This window comes from Pseudomonas sp. MF09150 (assembly GCF_059862355.1).
Genome location: NZ_JCBCUS010000008.1, coordinates 372,889 through 388,337, shown reverse-complemented (window position 1 = coordinate 388,337; position 15,449 = coordinate 372,889). Strand labels below are relative to the sequence as shown.

17 protein-coding genes and 1 pseudogene are annotated in these 15,449 nt (G+C 61.3%); 12 read left to right on the top strand and 6 right to left on the bottom strand.

Annotated features, from left to right (window positions below; all coding sequences use genetic code 11):
• Positions 1–105: 105 nt before the first annotated feature.
• The 4 genes from AC19YX_RS27850 to AC19YX_RS27835 form a co-directional block, all read right to left on the bottom strand.
• Complete coding sequence (locus AC19YX_RS27850; RefSeq protein ID WP_500607519.1) at positions 106–996, bottom strand: alpha/beta hydrolase; 891 nt, start codon at positions 994–996, stop codon at positions 106–108.
• Between the two features lie 20 nt (positions 997–1,016).
• On the bottom strand, positions 1,017–3,263 hold the full coding sequence (locus AC19YX_RS27845) for a TonB-dependent siderophore receptor (protein WP_500607518.1): 2,247 nt from the start codon (positions 3,261–3,263) through the stop codon (positions 1,017–1,019).
• A gap of 74 nt (positions 3,264–3,337) precedes the next feature.
• On the bottom strand, positions 3,338–4,699 hold the full coding sequence (locus AC19YX_RS27840) for a HAMP domain-containing sensor histidine kinase (protein WP_500607517.1): 1,362 nt from the start codon (positions 4,697–4,699) through the stop codon (positions 3,338–3,340).
• Positions 4,699–5,400 carry a response regulator transcription factor gene (locus tag AC19YX_RS27835; protein WP_500607516.1) on the bottom strand — a complete coding sequence of 234 codons (702 nt, stop codon included), beginning with the start codon at positions 5,398–5,400 and terminating at the stop codon, positions 4,699–4,701. The genes AC19YX_RS27840 and AC19YX_RS27835 overlap by 1 nt, the downstream gene beginning before the upstream one ends.
• Positions 5,401–5,715: 315 nt before the next feature.
• Here AC19YX_RS27835 and AC19YX_RS27830 point away from each other — a divergent pair, with 315 nt between their 5' ends.
• From AC19YX_RS27830 to AC19YX_RS27820, 3 genes and pseudogenes are all read left to right on the top strand, one after another.
• Complete coding sequence (locus AC19YX_RS27830; RefSeq protein ID WP_500607515.1) at positions 5,716–6,048, top strand: type II toxin-antitoxin system HigB family toxin; 333 nt, start codon at positions 5,716–5,718, stop codon at positions 6,046–6,048.
• Entirely contained in the window at positions 6,045–6,683 is a 639-nt protein-coding gene (locus AC19YX_RS27825) for a helix-turn-helix domain-containing protein (RefSeq protein ID WP_078473334.1), read from the top strand. Before AC19YX_RS27830 ends, AC19YX_RS27825 begins: the two co-directional genes overlap by 4 nt.
• A gap of 55 nt (positions 6,684–6,738) precedes the next feature.
• Positions 6,739–6,950: pseudogene (locus AC19YX_RS27820) on the top strand (nucleotidyltransferase family protein); the annotation flags it as partial.
• Between the two features lie 15 nt (positions 6,951–6,965).
• On the opposite strand, the gene AC19YX_RS27815 reads toward AC19YX_RS27820, so the two are convergent.
• Positions 6,966–7,622 carry a TetR/AcrR family transcriptional regulator gene (locus tag AC19YX_RS27815; protein ID WP_500607514.1) on the bottom strand — a complete coding sequence of 219 codons (657 nt, stop codon included), beginning with the start codon at positions 7,620–7,622 and terminating at the stop codon, positions 6,966–6,968.
• A gap of 97 nt (positions 7,623–7,719) precedes the next feature.
• On the opposite strand from AC19YX_RS27815, the gene AC19YX_RS27810 reads away from it, so the two are divergent.
• The 4 genes from AC19YX_RS27810 to AC19YX_RS27795 all read left to right on the top strand — a co-directional run bounded on the left by AC19YX_RS27810 (position 7,720) and on the right by AC19YX_RS27795 (position 11,191).
• Entirely contained in the window at positions 7,720–8,415 is a 696-nt protein-coding gene (locus tag AC19YX_RS27810) for a DAPG hydrolase family protein (protein WP_020296166.1), read from the top strand.
• A gap of 255 nt (positions 8,416–8,670) precedes the next feature.
• Positions 8,671–9,057, top strand: coding sequence for a hypothetical protein (locus AC19YX_RS27805; protein ID WP_500607513.1), 387 nt, complete (start codon positions 8,671–8,673; stop codon positions 9,055–9,057).
• Between the two features lie 243 nt (positions 9,058–9,300).
• The gene (locus tag AC19YX_RS27800; RefSeq protein ID WP_500607512.1) at positions 9,301–10,275 is read left to right on the top strand and encodes a hypothetical protein; all 975 of its coding nucleotides are present in this window, start codon (positions 9,301–9,303) and stop codon (positions 10,273–10,275) included.
• 427 nt (positions 10,276–10,702) lie between these two features.
• Positions 10,703–11,191 carry a hypothetical protein gene (locus tag AC19YX_RS27795; RefSeq protein ID WP_201131720.1) on the top strand — a complete coding sequence of 163 codons (489 nt, stop codon included), beginning with the start codon at positions 10,703–10,705 and terminating at the stop codon, positions 11,189–11,191.
• A 231-nt stretch (positions 11,192–11,422) separates the two neighbouring features.
• Here AC19YX_RS27795 and AC19YX_RS27790 read toward each other — a convergent pair whose 3' ends face one another.
• Positions 11,423–12,133, bottom strand: a complete 711-nt coding sequence (locus tag AC19YX_RS27790; protein ID WP_500607545.1) for a hypothetical protein — start codon at positions 12,131–12,133, stop codon at positions 11,423–11,425.
• Between the two features lie 161 nt (positions 12,134–12,294).
• Between AC19YX_RS27790 and AC19YX_RS27785 the strand changes: the two genes are divergently transcribed.
• The 5 genes from AC19YX_RS27785 to AC19YX_RS27765 all read left to right on the top strand — a co-directional run bounded on the left by AC19YX_RS27785 (position 12,295) and on the right by AC19YX_RS27765 (position 15,273).
• On the top strand, positions 12,295–12,642 hold the full coding sequence (locus AC19YX_RS27785; protein WP_500607511.1) for a hypothetical protein: 348 nt from the start codon (positions 12,295–12,297) through the stop codon (positions 12,640–12,642).
• Positions 12,643–12,816: 174 nt separating this feature from the next.
• Entirely contained in the window at positions 12,817–13,464 is a 648-nt protein-coding gene (locus AC19YX_RS27780; RefSeq protein WP_500607510.1) for a hypothetical protein, read from the top strand.
• Entirely contained in the window at positions 13,461–13,949 is a 489-nt protein-coding gene (locus tag AC19YX_RS27775; RefSeq protein ID WP_500607509.1) for a surface-adhesin E family protein, read from the top strand. Before AC19YX_RS27780 ends, AC19YX_RS27775 begins: the two co-directional genes overlap by 4 nt.
• A gap of 108 nt (positions 13,950–14,057) precedes the next feature.
• Entirely contained in the window at positions 14,058–14,669 is a 612-nt protein-coding gene (locus tag AC19YX_RS27770; protein ID WP_500607508.1) for a hypothetical protein, read from the top strand.
• Positions 14,670–14,685: 16 nt separating this feature from the next.
• The gene (locus AC19YX_RS27765) at positions 14,686–15,273 is read left to right on the top strand and encodes a hypothetical protein (RefSeq protein WP_500607507.1); all 588 of its coding nucleotides are present in this window, start codon (positions 14,686–14,688) and stop codon (positions 15,271–15,273) included.
• Positions 15,274–15,449: the final 176 nt, after the last annotated feature.

The window sequence follows — 15,449 nt, the reverse complement described above, 5'->3', positions numbered from 1 at the left end:
CGGTCTGCACGCAAATTGGCGACGGTTTTTTTTTCGGCCTTGACGGGGGGGGCTGCGGCGCCGGCTGGCGAAAGCGAGGTCGCTGCCGGCGCGCAGTCTGAACGATCAGCGCAGGTACAACTGCTCCATCACATAGGCCAGCGACGCGCCCAGGGTTTCGCCGTGGCTCAGGCCGTCGAAGCTGTGGTAGTCCAGGCTCAGGCCCGGGATCTGGCGCAGCTCCCCGGCCAACTGCCGGGCCCGTGCATCCGCCGGTTCGGTCGACGGGCCGCGGGGGGTGGCGGGCTCGGCACTGCCGCGCATCAGCAGCAACTGCGTGGGATGGCCGTCCAGGCGTTGGGCCAGGCCCGGGAGTTGCCCGAGGATCGCGCCATCACCCCACCACAACGACGGGCTGGCGGCCGCGTAATGGGCGAATTCACCGGGGCGGGTGAACAGCGCGTGCAGCACCAGCAGCCCGCCGTAGGAGTGGCCCCACAGGGTTTGCCGATGGAGGTCGATGGGCGCCTGGGCCGCCACCGCCGGGCGCAGGCGTTGGCGCAGCAGTTCAAGAAAAGCCTCGGCGCCACCGCTGGGCTGGCCGGTCAATGGGTCTTTCTGCTCGGCTCCGGGCAACTGGGGCGTGTAGTCCCGGGTGCGTGCGGTGCGTTCGATGCGCAGCGGGGTCTGGTAACCCACGGCCACCAGCAGCGGCGCCTGGCCGGCGGCGAGCTTTTGCAGCTGCCCGGCGTCCAGCGCGCCGAGGGCGGCGTTGCCATCGAGCATCCACAGCACCGGGTAGCCATCCTTGGGCGCGGCCTGGTGCGGGCGGCCGATCCAGACCTGGTAGTGGCGCTGGCCGTCGGCGGAATCCAGCAGCAGGCTGCTGAAGCTGTAGGCCAGGCCTGGTTGCTGCAAGAGCCGGGTGTCCATCGGCTGTTCCGGCGCCGGTTGCGCCTGGGCGGTGGGGCCCGCCAGGGCCAAAGCCAGCGCGAGGCAAAGGGCAAAGTGTTTCATCAGGCGATCTCGCAAGCGGGTCAGAACGACGCGGTGAGGCTGGTGTAGAGCGTGCGCCCCGGTTCGTTGTACGTCGCGGCGCCGGCCCCGGCGATATTGGTCACGCCCTGGGCGTTGCCTTCGCGGTACAGGCGTTTGTCCAGCAGGTTGTCGACTCCGGCGGTCAGGCTCAGGTTGCGGGTCAGGGCGTAGGTGCCGCTCAGGCCGGCGATGGCATAGGGCGAGAGCTGATTGCTCGAGGTGCCGGTCACGGGGTTGCCGTGGTAGTCGTATTTTTTCGGGGTTTGCTTGCCATACCAGGCCACGCTCAATTGCAGCGACAGGTCCTGGGTCGCCTGCCAGTCGAGCATCGAATTCAGGGTGTAGCGCGGGGTCACCGAGAGGTAGTCGCCGGTCTGCTTGTTTTTCGATTGCAGCATGTAGGTGAAGTTGTTGTTCCAGGTCAGTTGCTCGGCCAGGGGCAGGGTCAGGGTGCCTTCCAGGCCTTCGACCAGGGCCTTGGGCACGTTTTCCCACTGGTAGACCGCGGCGTTGGCATAGGCCCCGGTGCCACCGCTGGCGCTGCCCACGGAACCCAGGCCCGACTCCACCTTGTTCTTGTAGTCATTGCGGAAGTAGGTCAGGCCCGCCACCACGCCGTCGGCCTTGTACTCCAGGCCCAGCTCTTTGTTGACGCTGGTTTCGGCCTTGAGGTTGGCGTTGCCTTGCAGGTAGCAACTGGTGGTCTGCCCGTAGCAGCCCTGGCCGCGGCTGTAGAGCAGGTAGTCGGGGTTCAACTGGTAGAGGTTGGGCGCCTTGTAGGCGCGGGCAATGCCGGCCTTGAGGGTCACGCTGTCGCTCAGGGCGTGGGACAGGTTCAGCGATGGGCTCCAGTTGTCGCCGACCACGCTGTGGTGATCGAAGCGCAGCCCCGGGGTGAGCATGGTGCCGGGCAGCAGCTCGATATTGTCCTCGGCGAACAGCGAGAAAATCTGCGCCGAGGAATCGGTGCTGCGGCCGCTGCTGGTCAGGCCGCTGACGCTGCCGCCTTCGCTGGTGCTCTGGGTGTTGGCGCTGGGGTCGTCGAGCTTTTGCTGGACCCACTCGCTGCCCAGAGTCAGGGTCTGGTCGACACCCGCGTGCAGCGGCAGGTTGACCTCGCCGTGGGCGGTCAGGTCACGCAGCACCGCGGTGTAGAAACCGCTGTTGCTGAAGATGCCTTCGGTGCCGCCGGCCAGGCCTTCGTTGATCCGGCTGTTGCGGGTCTTTTCGTATTGCAGGTAGGCCATGGAGCTGCCGAAATCCCACTCGCCGCGATGGGTCAGCGAGTAGTTTTCGCGGTAGCTGCGGTTGGTTTCGTGGCCCAGCAGGCTCTTCACCGTGGCGTTGCTGTTGGTGTTCTGGGTGTCGCCGGTGTAGAGGTTGCCCTGGCGGCTGAAGCCGGCTTCGAAGTCCAGGGTCTGCTCCGGAGTCAGGTGCCAGCTGAGCAGGCCGTTGAGGTCCTTGTTGCGCACCCCTTCGCGGCCGGCGGGCAGGGTGCCGGCCTGGTTGCCGGTGCGCGCCGACTCATGGCCGGCGTTGATGTCGGTGTCGTCCTCATCGGTCTTCGCCACATTGCCGTAGACCCGGTAGCTCAGGGTGTCGGTCAGCGGGCCATTGAGGCCAAAGCTCATGCGCTTGGTCGCGCCTTCGCTGCCGTGCTGGGGAAAGGAGGTGTAGACCGTGGCATTGCCGTGGGTCTGGGTACCGGCCTGCTTGGTCACGATATTGATCACCCCGCCTGCCGCGCCGTTGCCATAACGCGCCGCCGCCGGGCCACGGATCACCTCGATGCGCTCCACCTGGTCGGCCGGCACCCAGTTGGTGTCGCCCCGGCTGTCACGCTCGCCGCGCCAGCCGTAGCGCACCGAATTGCGGCTGCCCACCGGCTTGCCGTCGACCAGGATCAGGGTGTTTTCCGGGCCCATGCCGCGAATGTCGATCTGTCGGTTATTGCCGCGCTGGCCGCTGGTGGAGTTACCGGTCAGATTGACCCCGGGCATGGTGCGGATGATCTGCGACAAGTCGTTGGCCGGCGGGCGCTTCTTGATGTCTTCGGCGGTAATCACCGACACCCCGGGTGCCTGCTTGGTCTCCTCCTTGGCGGTGGCGACGATGCTCTGAACCGGCAGTTCCAGCCCCGGCTGCGGGACGTTCTCGGCCTCCACCGCGGCGTGCACGGCCAAGGGCAGCAGGCAGCAACTGGACAGCAGGAAAGGGGCGAAAGGACGCAGCGAAGGGAACGACATCGGTGATCTCCGGAAGTCAGCCTGAAACAGGAAGGTCACGAATGATAATGACTGCTATTTGAGAGTAAAGCGCATTAACTTTCTAAACACTTCGGCTCCGGCGCCGCCGGCAACAGCAGGTGCATGCACAATCCCGGCGTGCCATTGCTGGCCCACAAGCGCCCCTGTTGCAGCTCGATGGCGCGGCGGGCGATGGCCAGTCCCAGGCCGAAACCGTCGCCGCTGGCCGACTCCAGGCGCTGATAGGGCAGGAACATACGCTGCAAGTCGGCTTCGGCGACCCCCGGGCCCTGGTCTTCCAGGCACAGGTGCCAATACGCGCCTTCACGCCAGCCCCGCAGGGTGATCTGGCCGCCCTCGGGGGAATAGCGAATGGCGTTGCGCAGCAGGTTTTCCAGGGCCTGGGCCACGCTGTCCAGGTGCACCTGCACGCAGCAGTCGGTGCCCAGCAGGCAGCGCAGACGCTGCGGCGCCCAGCCGCTCTCAAAGCAGGCATCCTCGCGCAGGGCCTCCCACACCGAGAGCATCAGCACCGGTTCGCTGGGGCGTTGCGGGCGTTCGGTGTCGAGCCAGGCCAGGTCCAGGGTGTCTTCCAGCAGGCGCTGCATGTCGTTGATTTCCCGGTCCAGGCGCTGACGCAGGTGCTCCGGCGGCAGCGGGCTGTCATGGGCAATCCGCAGCCGCGCCAGGGGCGTGCGCAGTTCATGGGACAGGGTACGCAGCAGCAGGCGCTGCTGGCCCAGGCTCTGGCGCAGACGCTCGGCCATATGCTCCAGGGCCTGGGCCAGTTCGCCCAGCTCGTCATGGCGATTGACCAGCGGCGTGCCCAGGCCCTCGCTCTCCAGGTCATCGGCGCGCAGCGCGTCGGCCCGGTCCCGCAGGCGATTCAGCGGCAGCACCAACTGCCGGTACAGCAACAGGCCGAGCAGGGCCGCGAGCAGGGTCGGCATCACCCCGTGGCTCAGCACGTGGGTCCAGGGCGTAAGGCCACGGGGCAGCAGGCGCTCCGGCAATTGCAGCACCAGTTGGCCCTGCGCCGGCTGCTCGGGGAAGGCGATGCTGACGTAGGGCAATTCATCCTGCAGGCGCCGGCTCATCGGCCAATCGAGCTTGCGCATAAAGGTCAGGTGGCGGTAATCCTCGGTGTCCAGCGGCGTGGTGCCGAGGCTCTCCAGGCGTGGGCCGAGCACGGCGACCCAGGTGTGCTCGCGGTCCGCCAGCTGCTGGCGAAACGCCTCGACGCCGGCGCTGCCCTGGGCGCGCCAGATTGCCTCGGCCTGCTGCGCATACTGCGCCAGGTACAGGCGGTCTGCGGGCTCCAGGAAGTAAGTGCGACGCTCCGCCGACAGGCCCCAGATCCAGATAATCCAGGTCAGCAGCAGGCAAAAGCTGATTTGCAGCAGCGCCAGTTTCCATAACAGCGGATGACGCCGCATCAACTGCGCTCCGTGTCCACCAGGATATAACCCTGGCCGCGCACGGCCTGGATCTGCAAATGCTGGGCGCCAATCGCCGCCAACTTGCGCCGCAGGTTGCACACGTGCACGTCCAGCCCCCGGTCGAGCCGGGTATAGATGCGGTGCAGCACGCTCTGGTACAGAAAGGCCTTGCTCAGCGCCTCGCCGGGGTGCTCGTGCAAGGTCACCAGCAAGCGGTATTCGGAGTCGGTCAGCCCGGCGTATTGGCCCTGCTGGCTCACATCGCGCGCCAGTTCGTCAAAATCCAGGCTGCCCAGCGCCTGGGGCAGCGCCTGCGCCGCCTGGGGCTGGGACCGCGCGGCGCGGCGCAACAAGGCATCGGCCCGCGCATCCAGCTCGGCCAGGCTGAAGGGCTTGGGCAGGTAATCGTCGGCGCCCCGGGTAAACCCGCTGATCCGATCCTGCTCGGCCCCCAGGGCCGACATCAGCATCACCGGCAAGTCCTGGTCGCTGCGCAGGGTTTCAAGCAAGGCCAGGCCGTCCATGCCGGGCAGCATGATATCCAGCAACACCAGATCAAAATGCCCGGCACGCGCCGCCGCCAGGCCCTGGGTGCCGCTGTCGCAGGCGGTCACGGAAAAACCGCGCTGGCAAAAGTGCAGGTGCAGGTCGTTGCGCAGGCGGGCGTCGTCTTCGACCAGCAGCAGATGAGGAGTCATGGTGGGCAGATGCTTAAATGAGAATGCTTAACATTTGTGGATGATGCATGAAAGGGCCGGGGCTGTGCAATTGCCTGTGGGGATGTGCCGCAGGGGAAGGGGGCGATAAGGAAATAAGCTGCGACGGTTTGCCGGTTGTACACTCCAGCCACGGCACTTACGCTGCCGCCACCGCAGCTGTTGACGCTTGTCAAAGCTGGCGACAGCCCGAGTGGCCCACGCGCAGGACAAGCCCTTTACGCTTTAGGCAGTCGACGAACAGCAGTTGTTAAAAAACACAACCAGTGTAGCCTGGGTTTATAGACAGGGAAGCCTATGGACATTCTCATACCATCACGCTTCGACGATGCAGCGATTTTGTATCCGAACGACAAAGCCGGGCTTGATCGTTGCCTTCGCCTTTTACGAATGGCACGCCCGAAAGAATTCGCGGACCTGCAAGCGCTTTTCGGTCCGCAAGGGGTCGACCTGTTCAAGCCAAGAGCGGCCATGAATTGGGTCGTGATCGACGTAGGCGGCAATAACCTCAGGGTGCTGGGCGGGGTCAACTACACCCGGCAGAAGTTCTACGTCAAACACATCTACACGCATGCCGACTACGACGTTGCCAGCGCCTGGTATGCCAGAAACAAAGGGGTAAAACGATGAGCGCAGCCCGCAATGACCTTCAAACCGTGATCGCAACCCTGGGCGAGCTGCACGCGGTGCTGGAACGCCTGCGCAGTGAGTTTGTGCACGGCATCAAGACCCCCGCTGACTATGAGCGGGCGACTCACCTGCTCGATGAACTCACCGACGGGCGTGAACTGAGCAAAGTCGAAGAAAAAATCCTGGTCGAGCTTGAGGACGAAATCCTGGCCTACCAGCGCGACGCCGAGCAGTTTCGCGAATCGAACGCCGCGTTTGCGGCGACTTGCACCCCGGTGCAGTTGATCAAGGACCTGATGGAAAGCCTCGGGCTCACCGGCTCGGACCTCCCTGAAATTGGCGATAAAACAGCGGTGTCCAAGGTGCTCGCTGGGGCGCGGCCCATCAGTCACAAGATGGCGTACGCGCTGGCAGAGCGGTTTTCGATGGAACCCGGGGCTTTCCTGTCGGCCGCCTCGGGAAAGGCCGCTCATCCCGAAAGCATTCGGCCCAAGCCCAAAAAAACGTCAGTGCATAACCGCTTTCGCGACAAGCCTGTGACCTTGCGCCCAGAGAAAACCGCCGACAGCGGCGAGTACCAACAGGTGGCTTCCAAAAGCCATAGACAGCCAAGTAAAGCCCAGCCCCGGGGCTAGGCAGGCATCTGCTCGGTATGGCCTCACTCGCCAGGAACGCTCGGCGCCTATCACCTTCTACTTCGATGACGACCTGTCATGGGAGGTCGAAAACGAAGTCATCCACTCGGCTCAACAGCTCCGCAAGATCTGGATGCCACTCTCGAGGTCAGGGATCAGGCTCGGGTCCATCTGTGATTCAGCCAGCGTTTTGGCCGGCCGTATTCGCAATTGCAGTCGGCCAGTGACGGTATCGATCGTTACCTGATTGCTGGAACCTGCATCGGCCGTGGCTGAACAGCGCTAGCGGCACGCCGCTTTCAGGCTGAACGCCTGCCCCGACAGCAACTGCATGCAGCCCTCGATCTGGCTGGCCACGGTAGCCCTGTCATCCGCCAGCTCCAGGCCCAAGGCCCTTCTGCGCAAGGGTTCGGCGATCACCAGCGATAAAATCATGCGCGCCAGCATCTGGGGTTGGGCGATTGTCACCAGGCCCCTGGCCGCCTGCCTGCTCAGCCAGTTGGCGAGGAGCAGGGTCGCATGCTCGATGCCATTGGCCTGGTAGGCCTCGAGGGCCAAGCTACGCTCCGCAAAGTCCTGGGTCAGCAGCTTGAACAGCCCGACCGCATCGTCGCTGAGCGCCCTGTCCGCCACCGCGCCCAGCAGTCGGCCCAACACGGCAAGCAAATCGTCCGCCGCGAGCGGGTCTTCGTCGAACAGATCGGCAAACCCCTGGGTCCAGGACCCAATCACCAAGCCCACCAGCTCACTTCGGTTGGACGCGAAGCGGTACAGGGTTTTTTTCGCCAGGCCGCAGTGAGCCGCGACAGCTTCCATGGTGGTCGCGCTGTAACCCTGGCTCAGCAGCAGGCGCGTTGCCCCGCTCACGATTAGCTCGACTGTCTGTTCCTGTGAGCGGGCCGGCCGCCCGCGTTTTGCCGGCTGGATGTCATTGCTCATAAAGGCTCCTGAAGTGGCGGGCGGACTTTATCACCGGGTAATTGCGAAACGCTAAGCGTTTCTATAATAATGCGACCTGACCTAAAAGGAGCACGGCATGAAATCTTCCACCTTGGCGACACCCTGGAGCGACCATTCGGCCATGCTGTCGCCGACGCCCCTGCACCTTGAAATGGGCATTACCCGGCTGCCCGACGGCTGCCTGATGGTCTGCGTGCACAATGAGTTGCGCGGCTGCAAAGGCAAAATGCTCGATTGGTGGTTCACCTTTTTTGAAACCACCGAGCACATCAAATGGTGGCACCCCTACGACCATATCGAGCACAAGGGCTGGGACGAGCAGTGGGTCCGAGGGGTCAATTACATCGGGGCGACCATTCGCGCCGTGGAGTCCCTGGGGGATATCCCGCCCGTGGAGGCCACCCTCAAGTTCCATGACCCCCGTGATGTCTTTGCCGACCCGGCGCTGCGCGAGGCCTTCCGGCGCGAGCATGTGTCCGCAATCATCTGCGCCAGAATCGGTTTTGGCGCGGATGTGGAGCTTGACCCGAACGGCGACCCGACCGATGGCGAGATGATCCACCTCGTCCGCGATACCGATACCGGATGTGTGCTGCGCAGCCGCTTCATCCTTGGCCGCTCCTGCCGCGATCCGCGAGCCGAAGTACCGGATGAACTGGGCCTGGGGCTGCTTCAACATTGCTACTCGGAGTTCAGCTATCTTGCGGCGTTTCTGCCAGCACTGTTCCTGGCCGAGACACGCAAGGACGCAAGCCCATCGTTGCGCTGGTAAGCCGGGTTGCGTACCCAGCCCCATCGCTCAGGCAGTGGGCGATGAGGGGGGATAAGGAAACAAGCTGCGACGGTTGGTCGGTTGTTGGGTTTGGGGCTCGACACTACCCTGGCGCCATCGCTGAACACTTGGCGCTCGGGCCGGAGACACTGAAGAGATACGGGAACACGCAGTTCCCGCTGTGCAGGCTCCTACGCTGGAGAGCCTGAGGGCTACAGGCGAATGGGCCGGTGAGAAGATCCATGAGGCGGGCAAATGAGTTTGAACGTTGTCGACAAGCTACTCCTGTCCGTTGCCCTCATTGATCTGGCAGGGATTTTTCTTTGGATTGGGGGCTGTTTGTACCTGGCTTATACGAAGATGGATTTGATGTTGGAACACCTGAAAAATTGCTCAGCCATCATGACGCGTGCTCCGCTTCGACATGCTGGGCCTTGGGGAAAACTTCTGCTCGTAGGTGGCATTGCGGGAATAGTGACCTTCCCTGCGTTTTATTTGAAAAGGGGCGAGCTAAGTTCCGAAGATTTAGCCCACTTTCCAGCGTCCCTTAAACGCAAGCTGGCAGTGGTGCACTGGAGCGTGATTGGGCTGCTATTGGTAATGGTCAGCTTTGGTGTGGCGGTTAAATCAGGTTCTGTTTAGTGCTGCTGAACACTGAAGTGCCCTTGTTTCATGAGCGCATCTAACTGGCTTCATTCGGCCACTGGCTGACGTTCACCCTACGGCAGCTCCGGCCAGGAGCGGTCCGTGGCAGCCTGGTCCGAACATGCTGACGATCACTAGGCTGAGAATTTCTTCCAGCCAAGCGATTTCCGCGCGTGGTCGCGTGTCACCGGTTGGCACGGAGTGTCACAATTGCGCCCCCTTCAATTCCGAGCGCTCTCCATGTTTCGTCCAGCCCTGCAGATCGTCGCCGTGCTTGTGTCCTGGATGACCGCCACCGCGGCGCTGGCCGACCCTCAGTACTTCCACAAGACCCTCGCCGGCCGCATCGGCGATCGCCATGGGTTTACGATGAATCTCAAGAATGTCGACGGCAGGCTGACGGGAAGCTATCGCCCTGCCGGCAAGCGCAATGATCTCTACCTGAGCGGCGAGATCGACCCATCAGGGACCTTGACGATGAACGCGTTCGGGAGTGCGGGCCAACGCACCGGCACCTTCACCGGCAAGCTGGTCAGTGACACGCTCGACGGCAACTGGGCCTCGGCCGATGGCGACCGGCCCTTGCCCGTTGACGCGCATCAGACCTCGGAAATCATCATGGGCTCGAAGCGCGAGATGCTCACGCAGGCGATCGGCACTTATGTGCTCGACAGCGTCAGCGGCGCGGGCTGCCCCAGCGGCGTGTGGCAGTCGTGGCGAGACAAGGGCCGATGGAAATCGAACTTCTCGGTGGTTGAGGATGGGCACATCGAGGTCTCAGACGTGAGCCTGACACGCGAGGACCTGCACCGGCTCAACAGCATGACGGTCACTTTGGACACCTCGCTCGCCACGCGCCTGAGCGTCGAGGGCAAGGTGCTGCTGTCGATCCCGTACCGCGACGCGGGCATGCAGTACGAGATCAGCCAGCCCCACAACGCTGGCATTGCGTACCAAATCAGCCAGCCCCCCAACAGCGTAATGGAGGATCACCTGAAGACGCTGTCGCCCGCCACAACCGTCTATAACGAGCATCTCTACCTGCTCGCCCGCGACGCGATCGATTTCGCGCCGGCGATGTCGGGCAATTATCTGTCCAATGAAGTGGGCGTCGTGACGGTCAGCTACGCCGTCGTCGGCAAGACCTTCGATGTCTACCTGCGGGACGACAACGGCTGCAGCGGTAGCGTGTTCTCCTTCCGGCGCCAGGGCTGATGAAGGCGATGCTTCACTAGGGGTTTCAGGGCCTCAATGCCGTATCGCAACAGATAAAACGGTGACTCATACTTCATGTTTTTGATTTTGTTTATGCTGATTCGATAATGCCACTGTAAACAGTGGCGCAAGTAAGTTTTTGAGTTATACACGTCTCCATTATATGCCGCGCCATACTAGGTAGTTCGATATTGGCCGCCTATAGCACATCTGTGCTATAGCATCGATTCATCCCGCCCACATAAGCTGTATAAGCCCAACACAGTAGCCAGTACGCACGCGGAATATACTCCAATGTCAGATTTGAAGTGCGCCTGCGTGTCTGTCTGTAGTGAAAACCATTAAGTCGATTGATTGCACTCTGCTGGTGAGCTTCCGTGAACTCGGTCGGACTTGAACAATTCTGAACACACCTCAAGGTGAGTCTATGCGCTTAAAATATATGAATAAACTCAGAGTCGGATTCGCACTCTGTTTGCTGACTGGGGTATTGGGAGGCTGTGCAAATACCGGCGACTTGATGAGTTCCTTGAACCCGGGGGCACAAAAGTACGACGCCGTTTACCTGAAGAAAACCATTGTTTCGGGTAAAACTACCAAGACTCAGGTGCAGCAATTGTTCGGGGCTCCGGCAGAAGAGCAACTTGATTCGGCGAGTCGCAGCAACGGCTCCAATTGGACCTACAATAAAAGCGAAGAAGGTCTGGATAAATATATGGCCTTGGCCAACAAATATGTCTCGAACGATGCAAGGGCGAAGTTGTACGACGCTTCGGCGCAAGTGTCTAAAGCCCAGGGTGTCGCCAATGATGTCGGCAGTGTGGCCAGCGCTCAAAACGGTCAAGGCCAGGCGAAGGGATCTAGGTTGATTATTTACTTCGTGAATGACGTGGTGGATAACTACAAACTTTATTGATGCATCCCACTTCAGATAAGACACGCGGTGTAGGTTGACGCCTGAACACGCCAACGCACACCAAGCGGTTCGCTTGTCGATATCAAGGGGGACGGCATCCAGTGATGCGTCCCCTTGCCGACATTGCCCAAACAACCAGGCACTGTATCGGTGGCAAACACAGCGTCAGTGCGTCCGTAATCCAGAAGAACTGAATTGTCCTTGTTCTCCGTGCTTCAGGACGAGAGATGTTTAGTTGGCGCGAGTCTCATAGCTCATTTTGATCACTTCAACGATCCGCTCCTGCCCATCGGTGCCAGAGCGACTGGCTGACTTGATTGACTGCCCGCGATACGGCCCCTCGGCAGCAAACCAGTTTTGGACGATGACCTTCTGTATCGGTTGATCGCCGGACATTGGTCCTGTGGAAACTTCATTAGTGAAGCGACAGGTCTCAAAGGTCCCGAGCGGCGTCTTGATCGTTTCACGCCCGTTGTATGTCAGCTTTTCTGTCACGTCGAAATCAATCGTTGCGGCGCTGCTGACGACCTGGTTCTTGTAATTGATAGTGACTGTCTGCCCAGGTTGAAAATCTACCGGGGTGGCGGCGGGAGGGTTGTAACGTGTCGTGGTCAATGAATCGCCGACGCCGTGCCGATCACCATAACGAATCAACTTGCCGTCCTTGATTTGCGAAAAAGTAGTGGTGAGAAACACCGGTGCACTGTTCATGAACGTGGTGTGTGATACCGCCACCGGATTGGTTCCTGCAAAGTCTTTTCGACCCAAGGTTTCAGACTTGTTGCGACTGGTCACCGGCGACACGTTATCGCGACTTTCATATTCCACTACGGTGCCTGTTTGGAAATCCGCTTCGTTGGTGCACGGGGCCGAGGAACCTGTCGCGCCAACCGCTGCGGCGGTCCATGTAGAGCCCGCAACAATCAACGAGCTTAAAACCATTTTTCTAGTGGTTGAACTTTTCAAAAAACAGATCCTTTTCAAGTTCCATCAAGGGGTTTAAATAACGTAGAAGCTGGGCGTCGAGGACGGGGTGACAGCTGAGCAGATGTGATCCCAATGTAAAGCACCAGGCAATAGGGCAGATGTACTAATGCGTTATCTTGAGGAACTACGCGGCGCAGGTGTTTGTACATCGCGCTGAGCGCGAAGTCCGGATTCATTTGTGCGGATACTCTGTCTGCGGCCTGCTTATTGCCGAAATCAAATCGCTTCAAATTACGACGACGCTGTTTTTGGCCAGAGAACTGAAAGCACCGATAGTTAAAACCGGTCAAGTTGAATTGCATGGATACGTTGCTACTGACCTGGCCCGCGAACTTACTGATTCACAGCCAAAGATCGAGCAGGTATTGCTGTTGCTCATGGGAAATACAGCATTGTGGCCAGGTGATCTGCTGCCGGCTTTGGTGATGCAGACCCGATGGGCGACACGCCACCGAAGCGGGTAACGCGAAAACCGCAGGGCCGAGCTGGTCAAGCAGCCCCTCGCTCGGACATCCATCGCTTGCCGTTATCAGCCTCGTAGTACAGCAAACAGCCCCCACCCCCACACAAATTTGTCCCGCCGCCATCACCGGTTTAAAGTCGCCTATTTTTCCGCCCCATCAGGAAGCCTCCACCCAATGGATCTGCCGCGCCTTTTTCCCCGTGCCACCGCCAAGCCATTGCTGGCGCTGCTGCTCGGCCTCTGTGCCAACAGCTCAATGGCCGCCAACCTCACTGAAAGCCTGACCCAGTGCCAGTCTGCATTCTTCAAAACGCTGTACAGCCAGCGCGGCGAACTGGCGCGGGTAGTGAAACTGGCCCAGGACGACAAGCGCGGCCTGGCCTGGGTGCCGGTGGCTGACCGGCGTGAGACGCAAACTGCGCTTCAGTCGTTCTCCAAGCCCCTCGACGATCAGGGCCTGCGCCTGACCGGCTATTACGATCGGGTGTTTGATCTGGGGGAGATGGGCACTTACTACTTCTGGGGTTTTGAGGTCGATGCCAGCCGTGAGGCGATCATGGCCGCGTTGCCCCAAGCGGGTTGGCAGGAGGCGGGGGAGTACTTTATTTCTCGGCCGCAGATCAAGCTCAGTGCCGATGCACCATGGCAGGACAACCCGGCAGCGGCTTCGGGCATTGCCCCGGCACCGGGTTCGGCGGAGAAGATCCTGATGCTCAGCGTTGAAGAGGGCAAGACCCGGTTGCTCTGCTCGTTGCAGGGCAATGTGGATGCACGATTGCTGCAGCAGGAGCGACCGGATATGGCGAAAGGGGCTGGCCAATGAACCGGCTTTGGTGCCTGAGCGCGGTGCTGCTGCTGGGCGGTTGCAGCCATGGCGGTGTGCAGCAGGCGCCGGTACCGCAAGCGCCGCCGGCTGCGCCTTTGGGCATGTTCAAGGTGGTGGAGAGCCCGGAGCTGGCCACTTACTTTGCGGCCAATTCCTTGGGCCTGTATCAGAACAACCCGCAGTTGCGGCAGTTCTATCTGGTCAATAATTACGCCAAGCCGGCGCAACTCAGTGGTAAACCGCCGATCAACAGTTCCCGCGCAATCCGGGTGATCAACTGTGAGCGCGACGAGACGGCGCAGTTTGGCCGGGTGTATTTTTCCGAGCCCTTTGCCCAGGGCGTCGAGGTCATGCGCAAGGAGGAGGTCCCGCAATGGGCCGGCTTCCCCCGTCAATCGTTGCTGGGCGAATTGCGCAATATGGCTTGCGGCATCGACGCGGCGCGCCTGGGTGCGCCGCCGTTCAAGGCCCCAACCCATTAACGATGCGGCCGCAGCCCGGCCGCGCCACGTTCTCCCGAGTTTTTTCCTAAAGTTCGCGGCCTCCGGGTCGAGACGTTGATGTTGTTTGCCCATTAATAAGGAAGTTTTGTGTTGAAAACCTTGCTCAAGGCCGCGGCCCTTATCGCCACGTTGTCGATGACCGGCTGTGTTTCGTACAACGTCACCGGGCCGGTTGGCGCACCGCCGCACCAGGCCCCGGTCACCAGCCCGCGCACCGCGCAACTGGCCGATGTGGTGGTATCCGCCCCCGGTATCGATGAAGCCACCCGCACCGCCATCAGCCGCTCGCTCACCAGCCAGCTCAACCAGTACGTGAAGGCCGGCGCCTATTTCAATCAGGTCAGCGAATACCCGACGCGCCTTGGTGAAAACGACGTGGTGCTGAAATTCAACATGACTTCCCTCAAGGGCCACCGCGGGCCGCATCCGGGTTACTTCCCCGGGGCGTTGCTGACCCTGACCATCTGGATTTGGGTCAACGGGCCGATCTACGTCGACAGCTTCGACCTAGCCGGCGACCTGGTCGTGGTCGACCGCGACGGCAAGGAGTTGGCCAGCAGCAAGCAGCAGCTCAAGCTGGAGCGCAATGTCGGCCTGTACGGGCGTGAATACTGGGCCCCGACCATGGGCGCCAAGCAACTGACCGAACTGGTCTCGCAGTTGCTCGACACCGCCACCGCCCGTTTGCCGAAACAGTAAGTTCAAGGAGCAACCTATGTTGGGTTCCATCAAGCACGTCCTGGTGCTGGCGGCCGTTTTACTGAGCGGCTGCGTATCCTATTCGCAACACGAACTGACCCCGGTCAAGGCCTGGCCACCGACCGCTGAAGCGCCAGCGCAAAAGCCCAGCGCCTTTGTCCGCACCACTGCCATGAATCAGGTCAACAGCGGACCGGCCAATGCCGCTGGCGGTACCCCGGCCGTGGCTTGGGAAGCAGCAGTGGCCGATGCGTTCCGCCAGTCCGGGCGCTTTAGCCGGGTCAGCACCGACAAGGTCGATTCGGACCTGTATGCCGAAGCCACCCTGTACAACAACGAGCAGTTCAACATGGCCTCGGCCATCATCACCGGCGCGACCTTCTTTATCATTCCGAGCACGGCGAAAAACACCTTCACCCTGGAAACCGTGTTCAAGGACAAGGACGGCAAGGAAGTGGGGCGTATCCGCAAAAGCGAATCGGTGCGCACCTGGATGCACTTGCTGCTGATCGTGACCATTCCGTTCCAGCAGGACACCCGTGAGGTGGTCCAGGAACTGGCCCGCAGCACCCTGGAAGAAGCCGTGCAACGCCGCCTGTTGTAGGCGACGCATACGGAGCATCGATGCAACTGCAACGCCGCTGGGCCGGGTCCGGGCCAGCGGCGTTTTTTATTGCCCGCAGGTCCGGCTGCCACACGATCTTGATTGGACACCCGTGGCGTATTTCTATTAAATCCGCGGGCTGTTTTTCCTCAGCCCACACCCCGGGAACCGATACG

Excerpts from the sequence above, each read along its gene's own strand:
- AC19YX_RS27840 (WP_500607517.1), bottom strand. The coding sequence starts at position 4,699 with ATGCGGCGTCATCCGCTGTTATGGAAACTGGCGCTGCTGCAAATCAGC.
- AC19YX_RS27775 (WP_500607509.1), top strand. The coding sequence starts at position 13,461 with ATGAACCGGCTTTGGTGCCTGAGCGCGGTGCTGCTGCTGGGCGGTTGC.
- AC19YX_RS27810 (WP_020296166.1), top strand. The coding sequence starts at position 7,720 with ATGAAATCTTCCACCTTGGCGACACCCTGGAGCGACCATTCGGCCATG.
- AC19YX_RS27800 (WP_500607512.1), top strand. The coding sequence starts at position 9,301 with ATGTTTCGTCCAGCCCTGCAGATCGTCGCCGTGCTTGTGTCCTGGATG.
- AC19YX_RS27845 (WP_500607518.1), bottom strand. The coding sequence starts at position 3,263 with ATGTCGTTCCCTTCGCTGCGTCCTTTCGCCCCTTTCCTGCTGTCCAGT.
- AC19YX_RS27850 (WP_500607519.1), bottom strand. The coding sequence starts at position 996 with ATGAAACACTTTGCCCTTTGCCTCGCGCTGGCTTTGGCCCTGGCGGGC.
- AC19YX_RS27765 (WP_500607507.1), top strand. The coding sequence starts at position 14,686 with ATGTTGGGTTCCATCAAGCACGTCCTGGTGCTGGCGGCCGTTTTACTG.
- AC19YX_RS27815 (WP_500607514.1), bottom strand. The coding sequence starts at position 7,622 with ATGAGCAATGACATCCAGCCGGCAAAACGCGGGCGGCCGGCCCGCTCA.
- AC19YX_RS27805 (WP_500607513.1), top strand. The coding sequence starts at position 8,671 with ATGAGTTTGAACGTTGTCGACAAGCTACTCCTGTCCGTTGCCCTCATT.
- AC19YX_RS27830 (WP_500607515.1), top strand. The coding sequence starts at position 5,716 with ATGGACATTCTCATACCATCACGCTTCGACGATGCAGCGATTTTGTAT.
- AC19YX_RS27835 (WP_500607516.1), bottom strand. The coding sequence starts at position 5,400 with ATGACTCCTCATCTGCTGCTGGTCGAAGACGACGCCCGCCTGCGCAAC.
- AC19YX_RS27795 (WP_201131720.1), top strand. The coding sequence starts at position 10,703 with ATGCGCTTAAAATATATGAATAAACTCAGAGTCGGATTCGCACTCTGT.
- AC19YX_RS27780 (WP_500607510.1), top strand. The coding sequence starts at position 12,817 with ATGGATCTGCCGCGCCTTTTTCCCCGTGCCACCGCCAAGCCATTGCTG.
- AC19YX_RS27825 (WP_078473334.1), top strand. The coding sequence starts at position 6,045 with ATGAGCGCAGCCCGCAATGACCTTCAAACCGTGATCGCAACCCTGGGC.
- AC19YX_RS27790 (WP_500607545.1), bottom strand. The coding sequence starts at position 12,133 with ATGGTTTTAAGCTCGTTGATTGTTGCGGGCTCTACATGGACCGCCGCA.